Origin of the sequence: Pseudomonas sp. Marseille-P9899 (assembly GCF_903166565.1) — a bacterium.
GTDB lineage: Bacteria > Pseudomonadota > Gammaproteobacteria > Pseudomonadales > Pseudomonadaceae > Aquipseudomonas > Aquipseudomonas huaxiensis.
In genome coordinates this window covers 976,520-1,000,725 of the sequence record NZ_CAESCG010000001.1, presented here as the reverse complement: position 1 = coordinate 1,000,725, position 24,206 = coordinate 976,520, and the positions used below count along the sequence as shown (strand labels likewise).

23 protein-coding genes and 1 pseudogene are annotated in these 24,206 nt (G+C 64.4%); 3 read left to right on the top strand and 21 right to left on the bottom strand.

Annotated features, from left to right (window positions below; translation table 11 throughout):
* Positions 1 to 196: 196 nt before the first annotated feature.
* Positions 197 to 1,216 (bottom strand): hypothetical protein, encoded by a 1,020-nt coding sequence (locus HWV67_RS04495; protein ID WP_256680003.1) that lies wholly within the window; start codon positions 1,214 to 1,216, stop codon positions 197 to 199.
* Between the two features lie 128 nt (positions 1,217 to 1,344).
* Positions 1,345 to 1,893 (bottom strand): RNA 2',3'-cyclic phosphodiesterase, encoded by a 549-nt coding sequence (thpR, locus tag HWV67_RS04490; protein WP_175650109.1) that lies wholly within the window; start codon positions 1,891 to 1,893, stop codon positions 1,345 to 1,347.
* Between the two features lie 65 nt (positions 1,894 to 1,958).
* Here thpR and HWV67_RS04485 point away from each other — a divergent pair, with 65 nt between their 5' ends.
* Positions 1,959 to 2,243, top strand: coding sequence for a hypothetical protein (locus tag HWV67_RS04485; RefSeq protein ID WP_175650108.1), 285 nt, complete (start codon positions 1,959 to 1,961; stop codon positions 2,241 to 2,243).
* A 53-nt stretch (positions 2,244 to 2,296) separates the two neighbouring features.
* On the opposite strand, the gene HWV67_RS04480 is transcribed toward HWV67_RS04485, so the two are convergent.
* Positions 2,297 to 3,355, bottom strand: a complete 1,059-nt coding sequence (locus HWV67_RS04480) for a methyl-accepting chemotaxis protein (protein ID WP_371929283.1) — start codon at positions 3,353 to 3,355, stop codon at positions 2,297 to 2,299.
* A gap of 1,116 nt (positions 3,356 to 4,471) precedes the next feature.
* The gene (locus tag HWV67_RS04475; RefSeq protein WP_175650106.1) at positions 4,472 to 5,176 is read right to left on the bottom strand and encodes an alpha/beta fold hydrolase; all 705 of its coding nucleotides are present in this window, start codon (positions 5,174 to 5,176) and stop codon (positions 4,472 to 4,474) included.
* A 106-nt stretch (positions 5,177 to 5,282) separates the two neighbouring features.
* Between HWV67_RS04475 and HWV67_RS04470 the strand changes: the two genes are divergently transcribed.
* On the top strand, positions 5,283 to 5,987 hold the full coding sequence (locus HWV67_RS04470; protein WP_175650105.1) for an SDR family oxidoreductase: 705 nt from the start codon (positions 5,283 to 5,285) through the stop codon (positions 5,985 to 5,987).
* Between the two features lie 33 nt (positions 5,988 to 6,020).
* Here the strand turns inward: HWV67_RS04470 and HWV67_RS04465 are convergent.
* Positions 6,021 to 7,919, bottom strand: a pseudogene (locus HWV67_RS04465) (M14 family metallopeptidase).
* A gap of 70 nt (positions 7,920 to 7,989) precedes the next feature.
* On the opposite strand from HWV67_RS04465, the gene HWV67_RS04460 reads away from it, so the two are divergent.
* Entirely contained in the window at positions 7,990 to 8,313 is a 324-nt protein-coding gene (locus HWV67_RS04460; RefSeq protein ID WP_175650104.1) for a cupin domain-containing protein, read from the top strand.
* Positions 8,314 to 8,345: 32 nt separating this feature from the next.
* Here the strand turns inward: HWV67_RS04460 and HWV67_RS04455 are convergent, their stop codons facing one another.
* The 16 genes from HWV67_RS04455 to HWV67_RS04380 form a co-directional block, all read right to left on the bottom strand.
* On the bottom strand, positions 8,346 to 9,341 hold the full coding sequence (locus HWV67_RS04455) for an IS110 family transposase (protein WP_175650103.1): 996 nt from the start codon (positions 9,339 to 9,341) through the stop codon (positions 8,346 to 8,348).
* A 365-nt stretch (positions 9,342 to 9,706) separates the two neighbouring features.
* Positions 9,707 to 10,336: an urease accessory protein UreG gene (gene ureG / locus HWV67_RS04450; protein ID WP_110971030.1), complete on the bottom strand. Its 630-nt coding sequence runs from the start codon at positions 10,334 to 10,336 to the stop codon at positions 9,707 to 9,709.
* A 10-nt stretch (positions 10,337 to 10,346) separates the two neighbouring features.
* Positions 10,347 to 11,021 (bottom strand): urease accessory protein UreF, encoded by a 675-nt coding sequence (locus tag HWV67_RS04445; protein WP_175650102.1) that lies wholly within the window; start codon positions 11,019 to 11,021, stop codon positions 10,347 to 10,349.
* Entirely contained in the window at positions 11,021 to 11,566 is a 546-nt protein-coding gene (locus HWV67_RS04440) for a HupE/UreJ family protein (RefSeq protein WP_110971032.1), read from the bottom strand. Before HWV67_RS04440 ends, HWV67_RS04445 begins: the two co-directional genes overlap by 1 nt.
* A gap of 19 nt (positions 11,567 to 11,585) precedes the next feature.
* Complete coding sequence (gene ureE, locus HWV67_RS04435) at positions 11,586 to 12,089, bottom strand: urease accessory protein UreE (protein ID WP_175650101.1); 504 nt, start codon at positions 12,087 to 12,089, stop codon at positions 11,586 to 11,588.
* A gap of 15 nt (positions 12,090 to 12,104) precedes the next feature.
* Positions 12,105 to 13,808: an urease subunit alpha gene (gene ureC / locus HWV67_RS04430; RefSeq protein ID WP_175650100.1), complete on the bottom strand. Its 1,704-nt coding sequence runs from the start codon at positions 13,806 to 13,808 to the stop codon at positions 12,105 to 12,107.
* On the bottom strand, positions 13,805 to 14,122 hold the full coding sequence (locus tag HWV67_RS04425; RefSeq protein ID WP_175650099.1) for an urease subunit beta: 318 nt from the start codon (positions 14,120 to 14,122) through the stop codon (positions 13,805 to 13,807). The genes ureC and HWV67_RS04425 overlap by 4 nt, the downstream gene beginning before the upstream one ends.
* Before the next feature lie 21 nt (positions 14,123 to 14,143).
* On the bottom strand, positions 14,144 to 14,446 hold the full coding sequence (locus HWV67_RS04420; protein ID WP_110971036.1) for an urease subunit gamma: 303 nt from the start codon (positions 14,444 to 14,446) through the stop codon (positions 14,144 to 14,146).
* Positions 14,447 to 14,456: 10 nt separating this feature from the next.
* Entirely contained in the window at positions 14,457 to 15,290 is an 834-nt protein-coding gene (locus tag HWV67_RS04415) for an urease accessory protein UreD (RefSeq protein WP_175650098.1), read from the bottom strand.
* Between the two features lie 607 nt (positions 15,291 to 15,897).
* Positions 15,898 to 17,709 (bottom strand): dipeptide ABC transporter ATP-binding protein, encoded by a 1,812-nt coding sequence (locus HWV67_RS04410; RefSeq protein ID WP_175650097.1) that lies wholly within the window; start codon positions 17,707 to 17,709, stop codon positions 15,898 to 15,900.
* Positions 17,706 to 18,524, bottom strand: a complete 819-nt coding sequence (locus HWV67_RS04405) for an ABC transporter permease (RefSeq protein ID WP_175650096.1) — start codon at positions 18,522 to 18,524, stop codon at positions 17,706 to 17,708. Before HWV67_RS04405 ends, HWV67_RS04410 begins: the two co-directional genes overlap by 4 nt.
* Positions 18,525 to 18,536: 12 nt before the next feature.
* Positions 18,537 to 19,595: an ABC transporter permease gene (locus tag HWV67_RS04400; protein WP_175650095.1), complete on the bottom strand. Its 1,059-nt coding sequence runs from the start codon at positions 19,593 to 19,595 to the stop codon at positions 18,537 to 18,539.
* A complete protein-coding gene (locus tag HWV67_RS04395; protein ID WP_110970448.1) occupies positions 19,588 to 21,159 on the bottom strand; it encodes an ABC transporter substrate-binding protein in 1,572 nt (523 codons plus the stop codon). The genes HWV67_RS04400 and HWV67_RS04395 overlap by 8 nt, the downstream gene beginning before the upstream one ends.
* Positions 21,160 to 21,169: 10 nt before the next feature.
* Positions 21,170 to 22,357, bottom strand: coding sequence for an LLM class flavin-dependent oxidoreductase (locus HWV67_RS04390; RefSeq protein ID WP_175650094.1), 1,188 nt, complete (start codon positions 22,355 to 22,357; stop codon positions 21,170 to 21,172).
* Between the two features lie 12 nt (positions 22,358 to 22,369).
* Entirely contained in the window at positions 22,370 to 23,104 is a 735-nt protein-coding gene (locus tag HWV67_RS04385; RefSeq protein ID WP_175650093.1) for a class II aldolase/adducin family protein, read from the bottom strand.
* 12 nt (positions 23,105 to 23,116) lie between these two features.
* Entirely contained in the window at positions 23,117 to 24,184 is a 1,068-nt protein-coding gene (locus HWV67_RS04380) for an ABC transporter substrate-binding protein (RefSeq protein WP_175650092.1), read from the bottom strand.
* Between the last annotated feature and the right edge of the window lie 22 nt (positions 24,185 to 24,206).

Below are 24,206 nucleotides of genomic sequence, written 5' to 3'. Positions count from 1 at the left end.
CAATTTAAAAAGCCGCACCAAGGACTCCTTGATGCGGCTTTTTTGCGCCACACATAAAACAAACAACATCAAATATATAATGTAAGCCACTGAAATATATGTATTTTTTATAAAACAAAAATCAAATCACTCGCACCAAAAAACCTAACAAAAGAAATCAATAAAACACCATAAGCTATTGTTTTTAATGAGATTACTAAGGAAATGCATCCGTTCTCGGCGCCATCTCCGACTGCGCGCCCAGGCGCCCCTCGATCTCTCCCGCCATCGACCACACCCCCGCCATGACGCCAGAGGCATGATTCTCCATCAGGCTCTGCCACTCCTCGTTCAGCGCCACATTGAGGATCACCCGCAACTGCTCGACCATTTCCGGCCGCTCGCTCTCGTGCATCATCGCGCCGATGCCAGCCGAAGCGACGGAGATCAGCAGACCGGCCGCCTTGCCCACCGCCGCCGCCACCGCACTGGCCGCGCCACGCGGGGCCAGTGTCGCTTCAAGGCGGGTGCTGGCCTTGCTGGCCACCGATGACAGGCCGGTGTCCGAGGCCGTTGCGTTGTTGGTTGCGGCCTTGCGCACCTGTTCATCGAGGGCGAGCCAGGCGGGAAGCTGCACGAAGGGTCGGGCCGCGAGGACCTGTTGAATACTGGCGTCCCGTGCCGGCGGCGGGCCCAGGGCAATGGCGGGAATCCGGTTCAGGTGCAGGGCGAACTGGTCCGGCGCCGCACGGTAGCGCTGGGCGATGCCCTGCAACTGCTGGCCGAGCAACTGCACATAGAGTTCAGTGGCGCGTTCGCGGATCAGATCGGGGTTGATCTCTTTCGCCACCGGCTCCAGCACCCGCTCGCGGTACTGCTCCTGCAGGTACAGCGCCAGGCGATTGTCCGGTTGGGCGTTGTTCTGGCTCATCTTGTACCAGGCGACCTTGAGGGTCAGCCATTGCTGGGTCCAATAGCCGGTGAACCAGGGGATGAAGTCGTCTTCGGTGCGGGCCTGCACTTGCTCGCGCCAAACGCGCATGGAGCGGCGCGCATAATCCCCCGCCGAGCCGGTGGCGCCACGCGAGGCAATGACGATTTCGCGATCCACCTGCTGCCATGCGGCCTGGGACAGCACTACCGGCGGCGGCTCCGGCGTGCGGGATCTGGAGCCGCAACCGCCCAACGCCAGCAACACGCCGACCAACAAAGCGACAGGCAGCACAGGCTGGTTCACGATCGCGCCCCGCCGGAATCGAGGGACAACACCGGGGCACCCCGTACGGGCACCCGCCCCGGACGCCGTTCAGCGTCCGTTTTCCGAGTATAGAAGTGGCCTGTGAGGACGGTAGCGACAAAGACGCCTTATCCAGCCAGCAAAGGCCACTGCGCCACAGCCTGATACCTTCCCTTGACCGATTCGTACAACACGAACGTCTCGGCCACCAGCCGAAACTCGGTATCCAGCGCCGTCTCCGGGACACCACCCCGGAAGTCGCGCATCAGGGTCAAGTGCGGACGGAACTCGCGCGGATCGACCTCGAAGCCCAACGGCAGCATCGCCTGCTGCAAGGCGTAGACCCAGCGCAGCAGGGCTGGCGCTGTCTGTTTCGAGGCCAGCACCAGGGCTTGGCTGCGCCGCCATACCTCGACCTGATCCAGCAAGAGGGTTGCCGGCCGCCCCAGCGGCGGCAAGCGCCCTGCGGCATCAAGGATCGTCGGTAACTGATCGACCCCGACCGCGCCGAGAAACATCAGGGTCAGGTGAAAGTTTTCCGCCGGCACCGGACGCCCGCTGCGCAGCCCCAGGCCACCCCGCCAACGGGATATCGCCCTGCTCTGCTGCACCGAGCAAGGCACGGCGAAGAACAGCCGCTTGAACGGCTCATTCAGGCCCGGATCGACGTTGGTCATGAATCGGTACTCCCCTCGAAAGATGATGGCCATTGTGTGTGACCGGGAGTGTTGACGTTGGTGCTGTGAGTTTATCCATCCCCTGTGGCGAGGCTGCCGCCCACCCAAAAAATCCGCCTGAAAAAAAGCCCCGGCAACATTGCCGGGGCTTCTTGAATACTCAAACCGGAGAAATCGTCCCCAAAGCGCCGATCACGATCGCCAGCACCAGAAACCCGAACAGAAAAATCGCCATCTTGCCCATCACTGCCTCCGATTACCTGAACAACGGTTCAGACGGGAGCAGCGGAACATCCGCTGCCAACCACGCCTTTACGAAGCGTATTGTCGGCAAGCGGCTGTTTGCATAACAGATGCAGAAAGCACTGAAAAATACGGATCAGATGCGTCCGTGCAACACAGATCAGAAGCGGAAATGCCCAACCATCCCGTGCAACCGGTTGCTCAGGTGCTTGAGTTCGGTGCTCGCCGCAGAAATTTCCGCGCTGGCCGTGGCAGATTCCTCGGCAGTTTCGCGCACGCGGGTCACGCTCTGGTTGATCTCCTCGGTCACCGCCGCCTGTTCTTCTGCGGCGGTGGCGATCAGTTCGCTCATCTGCTGGATATTCGATACCTGGCGAGTGATGTGCTCCAGGGCCATGCCAGTGTCGCGCACGCCGGTGACCGAAGCGCTGGTCTGCTGCAGGTTGGTCTTCATCATCCCGGTGCTTTCGTCGGCGATGTGCTGCAGGGTGATGATCAGTTGCTCGATCTCGCTGGACGACGCCTGAGTGCGTTGCGCCAGGTTGCGCACTTCGTCCGCGACCACGGCAAACCCTCGCCCGGCCTCGCCAGCCCGCGCCGCTTCGATGGCGGCGTTGAGCGCCAGCAGGTTGGTCTGTTCGGCCACGGCCTTGATCACGTCGAGAATCGCGCCGATGCGTCCGCACTCTTGCTGCAAGCGCCCCAGGGATTCGGCCGAGGTGCCGACGCCGCTGGCCATTTCTTCGATCTGGCGGATCGCCTGTTGCGACATCGCCAGCACACTGCTGACCTCCTGATCGGCGCCCTTGGCCGCACTGGCCGCTTCTTCCGAGTTCTTCGCGACTTCCTGAACGGTCATGGCGATCTCGTTCATCGCGGTGGCGACCATGTCGGTCTCGTTACGCTGGCTGTCGATACCTTCCTGGGTGGTGCTGGTGATCGCCGCCAATTGCGAGGCCGAAGCCGCCAGTTGCTGCGAACCGCAGCCGATCTGCGAAATCACTTCGCGCAGGCTGGCGTTCATGGTGTTGAGGGAACCCAGCAACACACCCAGCTCATCACTGCGCTCGACCTTGATATCGGCGGTCAGGTCGCCGCCAGCGATACGCTGCGCGGCCTGCACCGCCCGACGCAGCGGGGAGACGATCTGCCGGCTGATCAGCAACGCGACCACGATGCCACAGAGGATCGCCACCAGCGTCACGATGGCCAGGCCCATATGCGTGCTTTTCACCTGCTCGGAGGCGCGTGCCTCTTCGGCGTAATACAGTTCGTTGACGCCGGCCTGCAACTGCGACAACAACTGGTTGGCCTCGGTCAATTCAGCTACCGAGCGGGCCTGGTCGCGGGCCTTGGAGTAAGTGTCCAGATCGGCGCGCAGCTTCTGCGCGGCGCCCAGGTCCTGGGCCGGCCAGCGACCTTCGCGGGCATCCAGCACCAACTGGTCGAAGCCTTCCTTGAGCTTGGCGTGGTGTTCCTGGTGCAGGGTCTGATGCTGGGCATCGCTGCTCAGGGCAAAGTTGTAGTTGGCTTCACGGGTGAAGACGATCTCGTCGAACAGGCTGCTGATAAAGCTGATGCGCTGCAGCGATGCACTGCTGTTTTGCAGGCCAAAGCCCCCCAGCAGCGACAACAGCAAGGCAAACGACAACAGCAGGCCGAAACCCAGGCCGAGTTTGCGGGTAACGCTGAGGTTCTTCAGCGTGAATGCCTGTGACATAGCTTTCTCCAACCTGTGAATTCATCCTCACCGGTCCGCAGGTAACGGTAATCGGCAAGCCCAAAAAACCGGGAGTAATGTCATGACGCTGAAGCCGTGGGGGATCAGGCCGTGTACGAAAAGCCCGTACAGACCCAGGTGCGCAGAGGTGTTCCGGAGGGATTCACACTGGCATCCATGCAGTTCCCCGCGAGTGGGAACCGGGTGTATCCGGGCATCCGTTGCCCTGTTTTTGCCCATACTTTCAGTAAGGGAATAGTAACATTCGCAAACGATTGATCTCAATATGACACTAATGTCTGTTTGCCGCTATTGGTCGCCCTGCCCCGAGCCGAATGCAGTTGCGCCCAGTCCCCTGAAGACCTGCCCGCACAACCTTCGGAACTGTATGCCTGCGGTGCTCGAACAGCACTCACGCTAGAGGCAAAAGACCTTATTGATCATGGCTTTATCGATACACGTAAACACGCGAAACGAGCTGTTTCCCGTGCCCTTGAATGGAATGCCCCGCTGCTCGTCCACGGTGGATAGATCGCAGAGACAGGTGCTGCAAACGACGGTGTAAGCACGGCGATTTCCAGTGAAACCGGAAAAGAGTTGCAACAATTGCCCAGCTCAGATGACCACGCAGTCGCTCAACTGCCGCAGAAACACCTCGCGCCACTGCGGATCAGCCAGCATGCTCTGGAGCAGACCGCTGTGTGGCGCACCCGGAATCACCAACAGCGAGCGCCATTCTGCGTTGACCGCCGCCTCATGCAGCCGTTGCGGAATCTCCAACGGCACCACCTCGTCCTCGCCGGCTGCGATCACCAGCAGACGGCCGCGGAAGCGCGAAAGCATCGACCAGGCATCGCTGTCGGCCCAACTGCGTGGCTGGCGGATCAATTCCGAAAACGCGGGGCCAAATGGCACATCGTAGGCTTCCGGGCAATAAACGCCGGGGACTACCAGCACCAGCGCGCGCAGGTCGAAGACTTCACTGAGGCGGATGGCGTTATAGGCACCCATGCTGGCGCCGATGATAGCCGTCGGGGTCTGTATCGCCTCGATCACCGCCTGCGCCTGGGCGGTGCGGTCCTGCAACGAGGAGCCGAGCTTGTCGCCCGCAGTCCGGCCATGGCCGATGCAATCGAACGCGGTGCAACCCACGCCGTGCCGCGCCAGTTCCGCGCGCACACCCTCATAAATCCCCGAGTGCGCCGCGCCGCCGCCGTGAATCGCCAGCAGGTGGGCCGAGCCGGCACCGGAATGATGATCGGCGAACAGCCGGGTGTGACCGTAACTAACCTCGAGCGCGACTGGGGACGACGTGGACATGGCGATAGATTTTCTACTGGGTTGACGATGGAAAACTGACTCTCTGGCCGGGCGCGTGCCTGCTAGCCTTGGTCAGCTTAAACCTCGAACCACGGGAGCACGATCAATGACGGTAGAAAAAGTGGCGATCATCACCGCCGGCGGCAGCGGCATGGGCGCAGCGGCAGCACGTCGACTGGCGGCGGACGGCTTCAAGGTCGGTATCCTCTCCTCCTCCGGCAAGGGTCAGGCGCTGGCCGAGGAACTGGGCGGCATCGGCGTGACCGGCTCCAACCAGTCCAACGACGACCTGAAACAACTGGTGGATCAGGTCCAGGCGCGCTGGGGCCGCATCGACGTGCTGGTCAACAGCGCCGGCCATGGCCCGCGGGCGCCGATCCTGGAAATCAGCGACGAAGACTGGCACCGCGGCCTCGACACCTACCTGCTCAACGTGATCCGCCCGACCCGCCTGGTGACGCCGATCATGCAGCGCCAGCGCGACGGCGTGATCATCAATATTTCCACTGCCTGGGCGTTCGAGCCGAGCGAGATGTTCCCCACATCTGCCGTGTTCCGCGCAGGTCTGGCCTCGTTCAGCAAGATCTTTGCCGACACCTACGCCCGCGACAACCTGCGCATGAACAACGTCCTGCCCGGCTGGATCGACAGCCTGCCGACCACCGAAGAACGCCGCGCCAGCGTGCCGCTGCAGCGCTACGGCAGCAGCGAGGAAATCGCCGCTACCGTGGCCTTCCTCGCCTCGCCGGGCGCAGCCTATATCACCGGCCAGAACATTCGGGTCGACGGCGGGATCACCCGCTCGGTGTAAGCCATGCCGGTCCCGCAACGGGACCGGCGCGCTTCAATACACCACGCCAACCGGGTAGACGAAGGCGTTGACGTCATAAAACGGCGTGCGCTGATAGAACCAGCTCAAGCGCGCCTGTGGATCGGCGGCGAACGCCGGGTCGGCCTTCAGCGCCTGTTCGAACTCGGCCTTCAGTGCCGGGCTCTCTTCCAGCATTTTCCGCGCCATCGGTTCCATCACGTATTCCTCGGGCTCTTCCGCCACCACCAGGGTCGAATTGAAGAAGCCCCAGGCCCAGAACGAGTCGGGGCTTTCCGGGTACAGCAGGTTGACCGCCAGCACACCCAGCGGCTGATCGAGGTTGATCACCACCGAACCTGCGGGGAAGGTCTGCAAGCGTTCGAAGGGCTTCGCCACGCCGCTGACCAGCAGATGCCCCTCGTAGCCGGGAATTTCGTTGGACTTGGCCCGGTCCGGCTCGAAGCCGCCCGCCACCTTCACCTCGTCCATACGGAACAGGGTCACGGCCACGGCAGTGGGTTTGTCCAGGGTGCGCATGTCGATGCCATGGGCCTTGAGCCGCGCGATCACCTCGCGCCACTGGGCCGGCACGATGTATTGCTTCGGCCGCTTGGTGATCAGGTCCGGCTCGGTGTTGCCGGTGACCGGCACCTCGAGGTTCTTCGGCTGGTTGCTCCAGACGATGGTCTTGGCTCCGGTTATCGGCGAAGTGTCGTAGCGGTAATCGCCCACGGTGAACGGCACGGTTTCGGCCTTGCCCGCCTTCCAGGTGAGGATCACGTCTTTCTGCGCCGCCAGGCGGGCGCGGTCCTTGGCGATGGCTGCGCGTAGCGAGGCCGATTGCTCGCCAATCACCTGGAACATGCTCTTGAGCATCACGTAGTTGCCCAGCACCTGGGTCTTGTACGGATGCAAGGCGTGCTGCTCGATCAGGATCGACGGCACGTTGCGGATATCGCCGTACTGGTTGGAGAACCGCGCTAGGTCGGTGCGGTACGGGTAGTAACCCTGGGTCGGGTCCTAGTTGTCGTTGAAGCTGATGCACTCGTGAACCACATGGCCTGCGTCCTGCAACGCGCGGTACACCGGCGCCCGCATCCCCTCGTCCATCCACGCGCTGCTGGCGGGCGACCAGCCGTTACCGTTGTGGCAGTACGAGCTGTCGTAGGGGTACATGGCGCCGTCGGTGGAATGGGTGTCGGCGAAGAAGCTCAATTCATAGGTGTTGAACACCCAGGCGACGTTGCGGATTTCGGCGCTGTCGAGCTTGGTGAAGTCGCGGTTGAGGTTGTAGTTCAGGCCATTGACCCGCCAGCCGCTGACATCGGGGCCGTTCTGGTTGATGCGCCCGTAGGGGCTGCGGCGCACGTCGCCATCGATATTGACGGTGGGAATGAACAGGATATTGACCCGCTCCAGCAGCCCGGCCAGCGCTTTGTCGCCGCTGGTCATGTCGCGCAGCAGCATGAACATGGCGTCCTTGCCGTTGGACTCGCCGGGGTGGATCTCGGCTTCAACGAAAATGGTCGGCTTTCCGGATTTCTTCAGCCCTGCGGGCGACTTGTCGGCACTGGTGGAGGCGACCGCCAGCAGCATCGGGTAACCTTCGGCGCTCTTTTCCGGCAGGTCGGCAAGCACCACCCGGCCACCGGAAGCGGCGGCCAGCTTTTTCAGCCAGGCGCGGGTTTGTTCGTAGGTGCTGGTCTGGCGGAAATCGCTGGATTCGGCCACCGTGATCAGCGGATTGTCGGCCTTGGCGATGTACTGCGTGCTGGTGATCTGCTGCTCGAACATCGCCGGCAGAATGCGTTGCTTCGCCGCTTGCAGGTAACCGCTGTCATCGATGTAGGCCGGCGCGCCGGGCAAGGCGGCCTGGACCGGCAGACTGGCACCGAGCGACAGCGCGGCGAAAAGCAGGTGCGGGTGCTTCATCATGAGTTCCTTCTCTCACAGGGACTGGCAACCTTAGAACACATTGCAAGACGATACGAGAGCCCCTTCCATGCTGAACAATCTGTTTGTTGATCTAAACACCCCGGCCGCGCAAGAACGCTTCGATGACCTGCTGACCCGGCCGGGCCTGCGCATCGAGCGCATCGTTTCCACCGGACAAAGCAGTCCGCCTGACTTCTGGTACGACCAGGACGAGGGCGAGTGGGTGATCGTGCTGAGGGGTTCGGCGGGGTTGCGGCTGGAAGGTGAAGCCAGCGAGTGGGTGCTCAAGCCGGGGGATTTTCTGGAGATACCGGCACATTGTCGGCATCGGGTGGAATGGACCAGCAGTGAAGAGCCCACGGTGTGGCTGGCGGTGTTCTACAAGGCTTGATGACTGTGCCCGTGTAGATACTCTGTTCGCGGTCAAGCTTTCAGCAGGTGCTTTTCGCTAAAAAGCTTGGCCGTGTCGAAGGGTTCTCCGCTTCTCATACAGGCCCATATGCCCGTCAAATATTTCCGCATGACAGCCGCAATTGCCTGCATTTTCTTCTTCCCCCTTCCCAGTAATACGTCGTAGAAACCCTTCGCATATGGGTCGAAACGTACAGCGGACATCGCGGGCATGAAGAGCGCCGAGCGCAAATAGGTGTTGCCAGCCTTTCCCAAACGCCCCGGCTTGTTCACGCTGGTTCCTGACTGGGTCAGTCGCACATCAAGCCCCGCGTGGCGACTCACCTGCGAGGACTTCAGGGTATCGGGAAGAGTTGTCAGCTCCGCCAAAATTGAGATCAGCGAGACCTCGGCAATGCCTGGTGCAGCAAGAATTGCTTTGGCGACATGTTGAAGTCTCTGGTCGGACTCGATCTGCTCAATCGCCGCTTTACGTATGCGCTCAATGCGGCGGTCAAATGCTGTGATCTCGTCTTTCAAATCCTCAACAATCAAATCAACCTGCTCTTTGGACGCCGTGTAGGCGTGCAACTGATTCTTCGCACGGGTTCGTGCGGCAACCAGCCGATTGGCGTGTCGCCCCAGAGTTCTCAAACTCAACTGAGTAGCCGTCGGTGGAGTCCACAGACGAGGTCGCATCCGCTCTCCGTACTGAGCCAAAAGACGCGCATCAACCTGATCGGTCTTGTTGTGCTCAAGCATGCCTTTGGCGAAGTGGTGGCTACTTTTGGGGTTGATCACCGATACGGGTAGTCCGGCTTCAGCCAAGGCCAAGGCGAGATCCAGGTAATAAATCCCGGTGGCCTCCAAAACGACACGATCGGGTTTGCACTTGCTCAGTAACGCAACGGCCTGCTGATGTCCCTTGGCTGTTTGTTCGATGATCTTGGTGGTTTCGACACGATCTTCGTGAAGGATGGTCAGCACTGCAGTCCTGGCTGCAACGTCGATCCCGGCACTCCTCGACATGGTTTCGCTCTCCCGGTTTTTAAGACAGAATCTCCCAAGGTTCCCCCGACCTCGAACTTCATGCCGCTACAACCTTGTCATGCGAAGTCCGATTCGTCGGCTTCCGGATACTCTTCGTAGTGGGCAATGAGGCGGGGGGGCCTATCTACATACGAGATCGGGTGCAAAGCCCGTCTCCAGGAGCGTCCGGCCTCCCCCTTGGAACTACTTAGGTAGGCGTACCTTTCAAGAATTCAGAATCCCTTTGGGTACGCTCAGAACATACAAGGAGCGGGTTTACCCGCGATGGCGTCAGTGGATTCACTATCGCAATCGCGGGTAAACCCGCTCCTACAAGGTGGGCAAACCGCCGAAATCCTGTCGGATTACCCCGCCTTCGCCGCATCCAGCATGCCCCGATCGACAATGAAGTCGATCAGCGTCTGCAAGCCATGCCCGGTCTTGAGGTTGGTGAACGCCCACGGCCGCTCCGGACGCATGCGCTGGGTGTCGCGCTCCATCACTTCCAGCGACGCACCGACATACGGCGCGAGGTCGATCTTGTTGATCACCAGGAAGTCCGATTTGGTAATCCCCGGGCCGCCCTTGCGCGGGATCTTCTCGCCTTCGGCGACGTCAATCACATAGACCGTGAGGTCCGCCAGTTCCGGGCTGAAGGTGGCGCTGAGGTTGTCGCCGCCGCTTTCGACAAAGATCACGTCGAGGTTGCCGAAGGTGCGCGCCAGTTCTTCCACCGCCGCCAGGTTCATCGAGGCGTCTTCGCGGATCGCGGTGTGCGGGCAGCCGCCGGTTTCCACACCGACGATGCGCTCCGGCGCCAACGCGCCGGCTTCGGTGAGGATGCGCTGGTCTTCCTTGGTGTAGATGTCGTTGGTCACCACGGCGATTTCGTAATGGTCGCGCATGGCCTTGCACAGCGCTTCGAGCAGCGCGGTCTTGCCAGACCCGACCGGGCCACCGACGCCGACACGCAGGGGTTGCTTGTAACTTTGCATAGGGAATTCCTCAGGATCGGAACAATCGGGTGTATTGGGTTTCGTGCCGGGACGAGGCGATTGCCAGCAGCGGCAGGCCGCCACCGATTTGGTCGTCAGGCACAGCCAGGGCCTGTTCCAGGACAGCGGGCAGCTCTTCGGACAGGTCACGCAACAGCGTCTGCGCCGCCTGCTGGCCGAACGGCACCAGCTTGACCCCGGCCATCACCGCGCCTTCCAGCCAGATAAAGCCATGCCCCAAGGCCAGGTCGCGCAGCGGGATCTGCCAGTGCACCGCGAGCCAGGCCATGCCGCCGAGCTGGCTCAGTTCCAGGCTGGCGCGCCACGCCGGGTCCTGGCCCAGTTGCCAGCCATCCAGCAGGCGCATCAGGGCCTTGCCGCGCTGGCGTTCTTCGGTGCGTAGCTCGGCGGTTTCGCGGTTGCTCAGCAGAAACTGGCTCCACTGCGTGAACGCGGCGACATCGCCGGTCTCGCAGGCGCGGTACAAGCGCGCCAACAACGGCCAGTCGAGGTAGCCGAGGGTGTCGTGCAACTGCTGGCGCTGCCAGTCGGCAAAGCCCGCGGCACCGCGCACCCAGCCCGCCTCCACCGCCCATTCCAGCCCCTGCGAGTAGGTGAAACCACCCACCGGCAGGTTCGGGCTGGCCAGTTGCAGCAGGCGCAGCAGCTTCAGATCGGCGCTCATCAGCCCGCCAGCATCACGGCGGCGCCGGCCAGCAGACCGCCGCCGAAGGCTTGTTGCAGGCGGGTGTGGCGACGCAGCAGGCAACCCACGCCAAAGCCGGCCAGCAACAGCAGGCCACTGACGGTGACAAAGCCCGCGCTGAATACCCAGAACGCCCCCGGGCTGGATTCAACACCGTGGGCCCAGCCGTGGAACAGGGCGAACACCGGCATGACCAGCGACAGCAGCACCTGGCGGCGCGGCAGCAACAGCGCGGCGCCCGCCACCAGCAGCGAACCGAGGATCATGGCTTCCATGCCGATCACGCCGCCGAACAGGTGACCGAGCACAGCGCCGCTGAACATCGCGCACAGGGTCAGCAGCGGCAGAGTCAGGCGGCTGCGGGTCAACGCGGCGAGTACGCCGGTGCCGATCAGCATCAGCAGGTGATCGAGGCCGGTCAGCGGGTGCAGCAGGCCGTCCTGCAGCGGGTTGGCGTCGTGGCCGGGGTGAGCCAGGGCAGGTACGGCGACCAGCAGCAAAGCCAGGGCGAGGTATTTCTTCATGGGGTGCTCCTTGTTGGAATCAGTGGGCCTGGGCAGGCAGGCGAATGAAGGGGTGGTCCTGAACCTGGCCATGACTGTGTGCATGGCTGTGCGGCGCGCTCTGGTAGGCGCCGGCCTCGGGCTCGAACGGCGCCTGCTCCAGCGTCACCTCCAGGCCGAAACCGCGAACCATGTCGTCCAGCACATAGTCATGCTGGTAGCGCACGAAACCCGCTTCAATCTGCAGCGGCACATGGCGGTTGCCCAGGTGGTAGGCGGCGCGGGCCAGCAGCAGCGCGTCGTCGCAACGCACCGTCGAGACGTCCTCGGCGGCGGCGATGATCCGCACCACCTCCCTGCCCTCACCATCGGCGAGCAATTCACCGCCGCGAATCAACTGGCCGCGCTCCAGCAGCAAGCCGGCATCGCGACCGTCATCGAGGGTGATGCGCACTCGGCTCTTGATCCGCGTGTCCAGGTTCAGGGTCGCCGTGGCGGTCGCCACGGCATCGGTTTCGGTCACCCGGCGGGTCAACAGAATCATGGGTTCTCCTTGGGGTTAGAACAGGAAGTAGCGCTGGGCCATGGGCAGCACGCTGGCCGGCTCGCACACCAGCAGTTCGCCGTCGGCGCGCACTTCATAGGTCTGCGAATCCACCTCGATGTTGGGCATCAGGCCGTTATGCACCATGTCGCCCTTGCGCACCGTGCGGCAGCCGTGGGCCAGGCCGATCAGGCTGCGCAGGCCCAGTTGCTGGTGGATGCCATCATCGAAGGCGGCCTTCGACAGGAAGGTCATCCGCGTGGCATGCCGCGCCGCGCCGAGGGCGCCGAACATCGGCCGGTAATGCACCGGCTGCGGCGTCGGGATCGAGCCGTTGATATCGCCCATCGGCGCGGTGGCGATCATCCCGCCCTTGATCACCAGCGCCGGCTTGACGCCAAAGAACGCCGGCGCCCAGAGCACCAGGTCAGCCAACTTGCCGGCTTCCAGCGAGCCCACTTCATGGGCGATGCCGTGGGTCAACGCCGGGTTGATGGTGTATTTGGCGATGTAGCGCTTGACCCGGGTGTTGTCGCTGTACGAAGAGTCCCCGGCCAGCGGCCCGCGACGCAGTTTCATCTGGTGCGCCACCTGCCAGGTACGCAGCACCACTTCGCCGACCCGGCCCATGGCCTGGGAGTCCGATGAGGTCATGGAGAAGGCACCGAGGTCATGCAGGATGTCTTCGGCGGCGATGGTCTCGCGACGGATCCGCGATTCGGCGAACGCCACGTCCTCGGCGATGCTGGTGTCCAGGTGGTGACAGACCATCAGCATGTCGAGGTGCTCGTCCACCGTGTTGATGGTGTACGGCAGGGTCGGGTTGGTGGACGACGGCAGCACGTTGGCGAAGCTCGCCGCACGAATGATGTCCGGCGCATGACCGCCGCCGGCACCCTCGGTGTGGAAGGTGTGGATGGTGCGGTCGCCGATGGCGGCCAGGGTGTCTTCGATGCAGCCGGACTCGTTGAGGGTGTCGGTGTGGATCGCCACCTGCACGTCCATTTCCTCGGCCACGCCCAGGCAGCAGTCGATGGCTGCGGGGGTCGAACCCCAGTCTTCGTGCAATTTCAGGCCCACGGCGCCTGCGGCGATCTGCTCGCGCAGGGCCTCCGGTCGCGACGCGTTGCCCTTGCCCAGCAGGCCGATATTGATCGGCAGTTCGTCCGCCGCCTGGAGCATCCGCGCCAGGTACCACGGCCCTGGCGTACAGGTGGTGGCGTTGGTGCCAGTGGCCGGCCCGGTGCCGCCACCAATGAAAGTGGTGATCCCGGAGGTCAGCGCTTCTTCCACTTGCTGCGGGCAGATGAAGTGAATGTGCGAATCGATGCCGCCTGCCGTGACGATCTTGCCTTCAGCGGCGATCACCTCGGTGCCCGGCCCCACCGGCAGGGTCACGCCGGGTTGCACATCGGGGTTGCCGGCCTTGCCGATGCCGACGATGCGACCGTTCTTCACGCCGATATCGGCCTTGACGATGCCCCAGTGGTCGATGATCAGCGCGTTGGTCAGCACCAGGTCCATGGCTTCGGCGGCGAGCATCTGGCCCTGGCCCATGCCGTCGCGGATCACCTTGCCGCCGCCGAACTTGACCTCTTCGCCATAAATCGTGAAGTCCTTCTCGACCTCGACCCACAACTCGGTATCGGCCAGACGCACGCGGTCGCCCACAGTAGGACCGAACATGTCGGCGTAGGCCCGACGGGAAATCCGGCTCATGCCTGCGCCTCCAGCTTGCCCATGACCTTGCCCTGGAAGCCGTAGACTTCGCGCTTGCCGGCGTAAGGCACCAGCGTGACACTGCGCGACTGCCCCGGTTCGAAGCGCACCGCGGTGCCGGCGGGAATATCCAGGCGATAGCCGCGGCTGGCCTCGCGCTCGAACACCAGGGTGTCGTTGACTTCAAAGAAGTGATAGTGCGAGCCGACCTGCACCGGCCGGTCGCCGTGGTTGGCCACGCTGACGCTGATCGTCTCGCGTCCGGCATTCAGCTCGATGTCGCCAGCAGCGACCTGTATTTCTCCGGGAATCATCCTGCTCTCCTGTTACGCCGCTCAGACGATCGGGTCATGGACGGTGACCAGCTTGGTCCCGTCGGGAAAGGTGGCTTCCACCTGGACGTCGTGAATCATCTCGGGCACGCCCTCCATCACCTGCTCGCGGGTCAGCACCTCGCGGCCCATGTTCATCAGTTCGGCGACGGTGCGCCCGTCGCGGGCGCCTTCCATCACCGCCGCGCTGATCAGCGCCACCGCTTCCGGGTAATTGAGTTTCAGGCCACGGTCACGGCGGCGCTCGGCGAGCAGCGCGGCGGTGAACAGCAGCAGTTTGTCTTTCTCTCTCGGGGTCAGCTCCATGGTCGCTCTCTCAGGTGGCCCAGATACGCGGCGGGCACGGCGCCAGGCCAGTGATGGCCGGACGCAGCGCGTGCCAGAGCCGCGCCAGTGTGGATTGAAGACGCTGGTTGTCGTGGTCCAGCAGGCGGACCACCAGCAAGTGGCCGAGCAGGGTCGCCCCGGCCGGTACAGTGAGTTCGTCGAGCAGCGCCCGCGCCTGTTCCAGCAGTTCGGCAGTGGCGGGCGCGGCGCAGAAGGTGGCTTGTAGCGGATAACCGGCGAGCTTGTGCAATTGCCCGCCGTCGATGCGCAGGCGTTCGTGCAGGCCGGGATCGTCCGGCATGTCGATCAGCAGACGGCTGTCCAGCGTGCCGTGGTTGAAACGTTCGCCCATCACCGGACGGCCCAGGCACAGGGTTTCCCAGGCCAGCAGGCGCGCGCCGGGCGCCAGGGTGAAGCGGCTTTCCAGGCTGAGCCGGGCGCCGTCGAAGCAGATATTGCCTTGAGGCAGCCACTCCAGGGTGCTGCCTTCGGCCAGGTGGAAATGCTGCTTGAGCACCGAAACAGGGCCGGCGCTGCGGTAAAACTTGGTGGCGCCGGGCATGGTCAACAGTGCGTGGCTGCCGGGCTCCAGGTGCACGTCGAGGGTCAGGCGATCACCGCCCACCACACCGCCGGGCGGGTGCAGCACATAAACGTGGCACGGCGCGCCCTCGGGGTAGAACGGCCGTTGCACCAAAAGAGGTCCGAAATGACGTCGCGCACCAATACAGGTCTTGCCGCCTCGTTCAACGAAGCGCAGCATCAGCTCGGCGCTCCAGCCTGCGGTGGGATTCGCGAGCGGAAGCTGTTCGGGTAGGGACATTCCAGCGGTTCCGGCAAACACCGCGTTTATTGGGGCTGACGGGCAGTCCCAGGCACACGCGGCGGTTAAAGAACGTCTGCGCGGGCGCGGGTTGCGGGCCGTCGCGCAGACCTGATCGATCGATCAGTAATCGATGGAAGGTGTAAGTGCACATTGCGGGCCAGAATGGCGCATGTAGGGGAATTCGTGCGTTGGTGGTGCACTGGGTTTGGATCTTGGATTGAGGGTGGAGCTGGTGGCCTCATCGCTGCATGGATATCTACACATCTCGCAGGGCATCGCAAACCGTCAGCCACTTGCGATCCTGTGGGAGCGGATTCACCGGACGCCGGACCGCCGCGAAGGGCCGCACAGCGGCCCTAAATCCATCCAGCACACTGTTTCTGCCTGGACTGGTTATCACATTCAAGCGTCCTGGCAGCCGAAAGAAATGCCGGACATAGACAGCCACCTCGTGCGGGATGGTTTTGGGGCCGCTTTGCGGCCCTTCGCGGCGGTCCGGCGTCCGGTGAATCCGCTCCCACAGGATTGCAGGTGACCGACGCTTTGCGATGCCCTGTGAGATGTGTAGATACCTATGCAGCGATGAGGCCCTCAGCAGAAGCACCTACCGCAAAAACATCGCCTGCTCCACCAACCCCTTCACATACCCCGTCTGCGGCCGGTCCAGCACTTCGCTGCTGGCCCCGGCCTCGATGATCCGGCCTTCCTTGACGACCACAATACGGTCGGCAATCGCCCGTACCACGCCAAGGTCATGGGTAACGAACACCAGGGTCATGCCCTCCGCCTGCAATTCGCGCAGCAGCGCGAGGATCGCGGCCTGTACCGACACGTCCAGGGCCGAGGTGACTTCGTCGCAGATCAGCACTTCAGGCTCGCAGACCAACGCCCGCGCAATCGCCACGCGCTGGCGCTCGCCGCCGGACAGGTGATGCGGGTACTTGTTCGCGGTTTCCAGCGGTAATGCCACCCGCGTCAGCGCCGCATCGATGCGGGCCCGGCAGGCGGCGCCCTTGAGGCCGAAGAAGTGTTCCAGCGGCGCTTGCAGGCACTGGGCGACGGTCTGGCGCGGGTTCAGCGCGCGGTACGGGTTCTGGAAGATGTATTGGATCCGGTGCCGCGTCGCCGCAGGGCGCTGGCGGGCCAGCAGGCTCAGCGGCTGGCCCTCGAAATTCAGGCTGCCAGTGGCGTTGTCGCCAAGGCCGGCCAGCGTCCGCGCCAGGCTGGTCTTGCCCGAGCCAGACTCGCCGACCACCGCCAGGCATTCGCCGCGGTACACCTGCAAATCCAGGTCGAACAGCACCTGGCGGTCATAGGTCAGGTTCAGTTCGCGCAGTTCCAGCAACGGCGTGCGCCCTTCGACAAACAGCCGTGGCGCAGCGCTTTCCGCCTCTGGCAACACGGTCAGTTGCGGGTGCAGGCACGCCACCTGCTGGGTGCCGTCCAGCGCTTGCAAAGCAGGTTCCGCCTGCTCGCACGCGGCAGTACGCCGTTCGCAACGGCCCGCGAAGGCGCAACCGCGCGGACGCTGCCCCGGCGCCGGGGCATGCCCGGCGATGGCGCGCAGCACGCGCTGGCGTCCGACTTCCGGAATCGCCGCGAGCAATCCAAGGGTGTACGGGTGGCCAGGCCGGGCGAACAGCCGTTCGCGGCTGGCGACTTCGACGATGCGCCCGGCGTACATGACCATCACCCGGTCCACCAGGTCCTTGATCACGCCCAAATCATGGGACACGTACACCGCCGCCACGCCCTGTTCCTTGCACAGGCGCCGCACGGTTTGCAGGATGTGCGCGCGGGTGCCGACGTCCAGCGCAGTGGTCGGCTCATCGAGCACGATCAGTTTCGGCCGCAGAATGAACGCCAGCGCCAGCATCACCCGCTGTTGCTGGCCGCCAGACAGTTGATGAGCAAAACGCCGGAGAAACTCGCGGTCGCCCGGCAAACCGACATCCACCAGGGTCTGTTGCAGACGTTGCTCCCAGGCCTCGCTCCCCAGTGTCGGTTCGTGGGCGCGCAGGGTTTCCAGCAGCAGTTTGCCGATGCGGATCGCCGGGTTCAGTGCCAGCGCCGGGTCCTGGGCGACGTAGCCGATCAGCCCGCCCCGGGCACGGCGCAAGCCCTCGCCGTCGAGGGCAAGGAAGTCGGTGCCGGCGACCCGCACTCGCCCACCCGTGATGCGTGCGCCGCGACGGGCGTGGGCGAGCAAGGCGGTGGCGAGGGTGGTCTTGCCGGAACCCGACTCACCCACCAGACCGAGGATTTCCCCAGGTTCCAGGCTGAAGTCGATGTGGTCGATCACATCGCTGCCGTTGTCGAGGTCGACCCGCAGGCCCTCGACCTGCAGGGCCGCAATGCGGCCCTCATCGGCGCTGGCGCCGGTCTGCACCGGTTCGGACAGGACGAATGCATTCATGAGCGCGCTCCCGCGCTGTACCGGGCAATGCCTTCGGCCAGCAAGTTGGTGCCATAGGCGAACACCGCGATCAGCAGCGCCGGGGCCAGCACGGCCCAGGGCTGGACCAGCAGGCCCGCCTGGTTTTCATTGATCATCAGGCCCCAGTCCGCCGCCGGAGGGGCGACGCCGTAGCCAAGAAAGCTCAGGCCCGAAAGCATGCCGATGCCCCAGGTGAGCATGTTGCCGAAGTGCACCAGCAACGGCGTCAGGACATTGGGCAGGATCTCGCGCAAGAGAATGCGGGTCCGGGAAAAGCCCATCATCTGCGCTGCCTCGACAAACTCCTGGCTGGCCACCGACACCGCGCTGCCGCGCGCCAGTCGGATCACCCCGGGAATAAACGCGATGGCCACGGTAAGGACAATCAGCCACGGCGCGCGACCCAGCATGGAGACGATCAGCAGCACCAGAATCAGGTCGGGGAACGCCAGCCAGACATCCGCCAGCCAGGTGATGACCTGGTCCAGGCGCTGCCGCGACAGGCCGGCGAGCATGCCCAGCACGCTGCCCACCACCAGCGCCAGCCCGGCCGCAGCCAGGGACATCCAGAGAATCGACAGGCCGCCGGCCAGCAGCCGCGACAGCACGTCGTGGCCAAGGAAGTCGTGGCCCAGCGGCGCGGCGGCCGTGGGCGCGCCGTACACGCCGCCGAGCATATCGGTCGGCGCATGGGGCGCCAGCCACGGGCCGAACAGCGCCAGCAGCACCACCGCCAGGGTCACCAGGGCGCCGCGGCGAATACTCGGCTCACGCCAGAATCGTGCAGTGAACATGCTCTACTCCTTTCAAGGGGCTTTCGCCGCCGGACGCCGCCACCAGCTCTGGATGCCGCGGCGATTGCGCGCGATCAGTCCGGGGCGGCGTGCGGTACGCAGTTTCGGGGTCAGCAAGACGGTCAGCAGGTCGGCCAGCAAATTGATCAGCACCACGCCGAGGGTGATCACCAGCACCACGCCCTGAATCAGCGGCAGGTCGCGCATCTGGATCGCGCTGTTGAGCAAGGTGCCGATGCCGGGGTAGCTGAACACCACTTCCGCCAGCAGCGCGCCGCCGATCAGCACTCGCAGGGTCAACGCCACGCCCTGGATCGCCGGCACCAGCGCATTGGGCAAGGCGTGCCGCCAGACGATGCGCCGCTCCGGCACACCGCGCAGGCGGGCGGCGCCGACGAAGTCGGAATCCAGCGTTTCGATCATCGACGAGCGCACCAGCCGCGCCAGGTACGGCAGCGCCGTCAGGCTCAGGGCAATCACCGGCAGCGCCAGGTAATGCAGTTGCTGCCACAGCGGCCGGTCCGGGTCGACCAGCGACACTGCCGGCAGCAGATCGAAGTGCGGCATGGAGAACAGCAGCACCAGGCCGATAGCCAGCAAATAACCGGGGGTGGCCTTTAGCACGATCAACGCCGCCAGGCCCCAACGGTCCAGGCGGCTGTCACGGCGCAGGGCCAGGCCGACGCCAATCACCAGCGCCAGCGGCAGCACCAGCAGCAACACCCCGAGCAGCAGCGCCAGGGTATTGCCGAAGCGGTCGAAGAGGATGGCCGCCACCGGCTGCGCCGAGTCCAGCGAAACGCCGAGATCGCCGCGCAGCAACTGGGCCAGCCAGCTCAGGTACTGCAGCAGGATCGGCCGGTCGAGGCCCAGTTGCTGGCGCAGGGTGAGGATGCTTTCCAGCGGCGCGTCGGGGCCGAGGATGACCCGCGCCGGGTCCGACGGCAGCGCCTGGGTGGCGAGGAACACCACCAGGCTGATGACCCAGGCGGTGAGTAGGCCATAACCGAGGCGGCCGATGAACCACGGCAGCCAGGCAGGCAAACGGGGAGTTTTCAGGCGATCAGGCATGGTTCAACCACAGGCTGTCAAAGCGCCAGGAGGCGAAGGTGGTCTGTTCGCCGTGCAGGCCGCCGACCTTGTTCGAAGCGGCGTCGAGCACGTCACTGAAGCCCCAGATCAGCAGGCCGCCGCGCTGGTGCTGGATGGTCTGCGCTTCATGCACCAGCTCGCGGCGCTTGGCCAGATCCGGCTGGCCGAGGGCCTGGGTGAACAGTTGCGAGAAACGCTCGTCGCGGAAATTGCTGCGGTTGTAAATCGCCAGCGGCGCGTCGTTGTGCAGGCCGGTGGCGAGGAAGCCGCGGGCCGGCGTGGAGCCCGGCGACATCAGCCACTGCTCTTTCTGCGGACCGTTGAACACCGAGCCGTCCACTGGCGTGACCTTGATTTCCACCCCGGCTTTTTTCGCCTGTTGGGCGAACACCAGCGCGGCGTTGACCTCGTTGGCGGTGGTGGTCAGTTCCAGGCGCAGGTCGCTGACGCCGGCCTGGCGCAGCAGCGAACGAGCTTGCTCCAGGTCGTAAGGGCGCTGGGCGATGGCGTGGTTGTAGGTCGGGTCGTTGGGCGAATACAGGTCGTTGGCGACCCGGCCGAAACCGTTGAGGCCGCGGTCTACCAGCTCCTGGCGGTCGGCCAGCAGGCGGAAGGCCTGGCGCACACGCTCGTCCTGGAATGGCGCCTTGGCGGTGTTGAGGTTGAAGCCGGTGAACGAGGTGGTCGGCGAGACCACCAGTTGCAGCCGTGGGTCGGCCTTGAGCAAGGCGCTGTGCTCGGCCTGCACGCCACTGGCGACGTCGATCTGCCCGGCACGCAGGGCCGCGACCCGCGACACCTGGTCCTTGAATTCGATGATTTCCAGCTCGTCAGCGTAAGGCTGGTTGGGCTTGAAGTAGTTTTCGAAACGGGTGAACAGCGCACGCTGGCCCGGCACGAAGCGCTTCAGGCGATACGGGCCGGCGCCCACCGGATTGTTCGGGTCATAGTCGGTCGGCACGATGCCGCCGAAGGCGATCAGGGTTTCGTCCAGCGGGAAGAAACTGCGGCCTTCCTTGAAGCGGATCTCGATGGTGCGGTCGTCCAGCTTGCGCAGGGCCTGGCGGTCGATGGCGCCAACCAGCCCGGCATAGGGCGAGGCCAGTTTCGGATCGGTCAGGCGCAGGATCGAGAACAGCATGTCATCGGAGGTGATGGTCTTGCCGTGGTGGAACTCAAGCCCCGGACGGATGCGGATGGTCCAGGCCGTGGCGTCGGCGTTGGGTTCGGCGAACTCGGCCAGGCCCAGGCGGGTGCTGACGTCGTCGTTCCATTCCCAGAATTTGCTGTACAGCGCCCAGCCGCGAATGATCCCGCCGCCAGACGGCTTGTGCGCGTCGAGGTTGCCGGCCTGGTCGCCGTCAATGATGCCGACGCGCAGCCGTCCGCCCCGCACCGGAGTGCTGGCGATGGCCTTGGCGCCGGCCACGGCGGCGGGTTCACCGCCACCGCAGCCGGTCAGCAGGCTGGAGCCGAGGATCAGGCCGCCACCGATGGTCAGGCTGTTGCCGAGGAAGATCCGGCGGGAAAATTCGTTGGGCATGGGTCATTCCTCAGGCCGGTTGGGCGGCCGTTTCAGCGATGGTGCGGGCGTTGAGGCGCGGGACCTCGAAGCCGTGGTCCAGGTCGAGCAAGGGGAACAGCAGGTCGGCGACCCGGTGCGCTTCATCGATCAGCGGGAAGCCGGAGAGGATGAAGGCGCTGGTGCCCTGGGCTTCGTATTCGCGAATCCGCTCCGCGACCTGCTCGGCACTGCCCACCAGGTAGGTGCCGGCAGCCGGCCCCAGCAGGTTGAAGCCGAACAGGCTCGGCCCGGTCCAGACGTTCGGGTAGATCTCCAGGTCGCGGGCCTTGGGCAGGCGGCCTTCGCGGATCGCCTGCAGGTTGGCTTCGATACGCGGGTCGTCGCTGTGGAAGCTGTCCAGCGTCTGGCCCGCCGGCAGTTGCCGTTCGAGGGCGGCGCGGGTGGTCGCCAGCGAGGTGTTGTCCAGCAGCTTCTGGGCGTGGGCCCAGGCTTCTTCTTCGGTTTCGCGGACGATGATCTGGAAGCGCGTGCCATAGCTCAGCTCACGGCCGAGCTTGGCGGCTTCGGCACCGACGCGGCGGAACTTGTCGCCCAGCTTCGGCGGGGTATCGGCGAAGCTCAGGTAAACGTCGAGCAGTTGCACCGAATGCGCCACGCCCGGACCCGAGGTGCCGGCGCCCCACAGCGGCACCGCCAGGCGTTTCGGCGGATGCCAGCCACCCAGCGGATGACGCGCCGCCGCAGCCGGACGCGGTGCCAGCTTGACGTACTGACCGTCGAAGCCCTCGGTGCCGCCGGCGTAGATGTTCTGGAAGGCGCGCCAGTATTCCAGGCTGAACTGGTAGCGCTCGTCGTGCGGGTAATGCACGCCGAGGGTCGCCAGGCCGGCGTCACTGCCGTTGACCACGTTGAACAGCAGGCGGCCACCGGAGAACTCGTCGAAGGTCAGCGCCCACTTGGCCAACACCGCCGGCGAGACTTCGCCCGGATGTTGCGCCACCAGGAAGCGCAGGCGCTCGGTGGCGTCGATCAGGGAGGCGGCCACGGTCAGGCTTTCGTTGGGGCTGGAGCCCAGCAGCGAACCGTAGTAGCCAAGACGGTCAGCGGTCACCGCCAGTTGCTTGAGGTGGGAGAAATCAGTCACCCAGCGGCCCTTTTCTTCCCATGGATACGGGCCATCGGGGCTGGTGAGGTACCAGAGAATCTTTACTGCCATGATCGGATGTCCTTATGCGCGCGGGCTGTCGTTCGGTGGAACCAGACCCAGCTCACGGGCCTGGCCGAGCAGCTTGCTCATGGTCCATTGCTGGGTCAGCACGCCCGGGCCGTAGGCGCGGGAGCCACCAAGGGCCTCGGCGAGCAGTTGGAGTTGCGCGCCCTCCTCCAGCAACAGGATGAATTCGGCGGTGGCCTGCAGGCCCTCGGTGCCCCACACGGTGGAGCCGCCGTTGGCTTCGAGGATGGCGGTGGTGAACGGGTTTTCGGCAAGGCTGTCGAGGATGAAGTCGACTTCGTCCTGGCGGCGGTCGATGTACACCGGCAGCTCGCGGGACAACTGGAAGCGCTGCACCGGCACATAGCTGATCGGCAGCGAACGCTGGGTCTGTGCCCAGGCACCGAGGTACGGGCTGTGCACGTGGGACACGGTGGTGATCTTCGGTTGCTCGATGAACAGGCGGGTGTAGCGGTTGAGGCCGCCCTTGCCCTGGCCGAACACCAGATTGCCGGCGAAGTCGGTGACGCTGGCCTTCAGCGGCTGGTCCTTTTTCCACGGGCCCGGGTAGTTGACCGACACCAGCAGGTCGCGGCCCGGCACCCGCTCGATAAAGCCGACGGTGCCGTTGGCGGTGATGGTGTTGGTTTCGCGGTAGACGCGGAACGCCTCGCCGGCCAGGTGCGTGACCTGGTCAACGAAGGCTTTCAGTTCGGCATCGATCAGGTGTTCAGTGGTCAATACGGTCATGGTCTTGCTCCTTTAGACGCGCTTCGTGCGCTCGGCCAACAGTTCATGGGCAGCTTGCAGTGGACGCGGGTCGACCCAGTCGGCCAGGGCAAAATCGGCTTCGAGGAAGCCGTGCAGGTTGAGGAAGGTTTTCTGCACATCAAGGAAGGCCAGGCGCTGCTCGGACAGGTCCGGCGCCAGGGTGGTGTGGAAGTCGCCGCGGTAGGCTTCATCGACGCCTTCGGCACCGGCGCGGGTTTCGTCCTGAAGAATGCGCAGCAGGCCTTCGCGGTTGTCCTTGGCCCATTCGGCGGCGCGCAGGGTCTGGGCGAGGAAACGCACCACCAGGTCGAAGTGGTCGTCCAGCAGGCTCTGGTGCACGGTGATTGGCCGTGGCGTGCCGTTGTTGATGCGGAAGCGCGGCTCCAGCTGGTCGAGGTCGATGCCCACTTCCAGGCCCAGGCGGCGGGCGGCGTCGGCGGCGGATGCGCCCTTGACGTAGACCGCGTCGACTTCGCCGCGCACCAGATATTCCAGGCCCGACCACAGGCGTTGCAGGCCCTGCTCCGGGGTCGGTGCGGCGTCCTGATCTGCCAGCGCCACTTCCACCAGGGAGACGTCGTCGAAGCTCAGCCCGACCGAACTCAACGCGCCTTTATAACCGTGCAGGCTCATGGCCCGGGCGATGCTGCCCGGACGGTTCTCGCCCCAGGCCGGCAGGGCCAGGCGCTTGCCCTTGAGGTCGGCGGCACTGCGAATGCCCGAGCCTGGACGGACCAGAATGGTCTGCCATTCCTCGATCCAGGTCAGGCCGATCAGGCGGCTCGGCGAACCGGCGGCGCGGGCGGCCAGGGCCGGAACGTTGCCGCCTTCGCGAAACAGGCCTGGCAATTGATGATCGTAGTGGTGATGGCCCAACTGACGGGCTTCCTGCAGGGTCAGCACCGGCAGGCCTTCGGCGGCGAATTCTTCGCCGAGCCAGCCCAGGGTGTAGGCGATACCGGAAGCGGTCGGCACCGGGCAGCGGGTGAACCAGAGTTGCTCCAGGGTCGTTGCGGCGGGCAACGGCTGAGTGGAGGCAAGAGCGGCGGCAAGTGACATGAACAGACTCCATCAAGCGGAT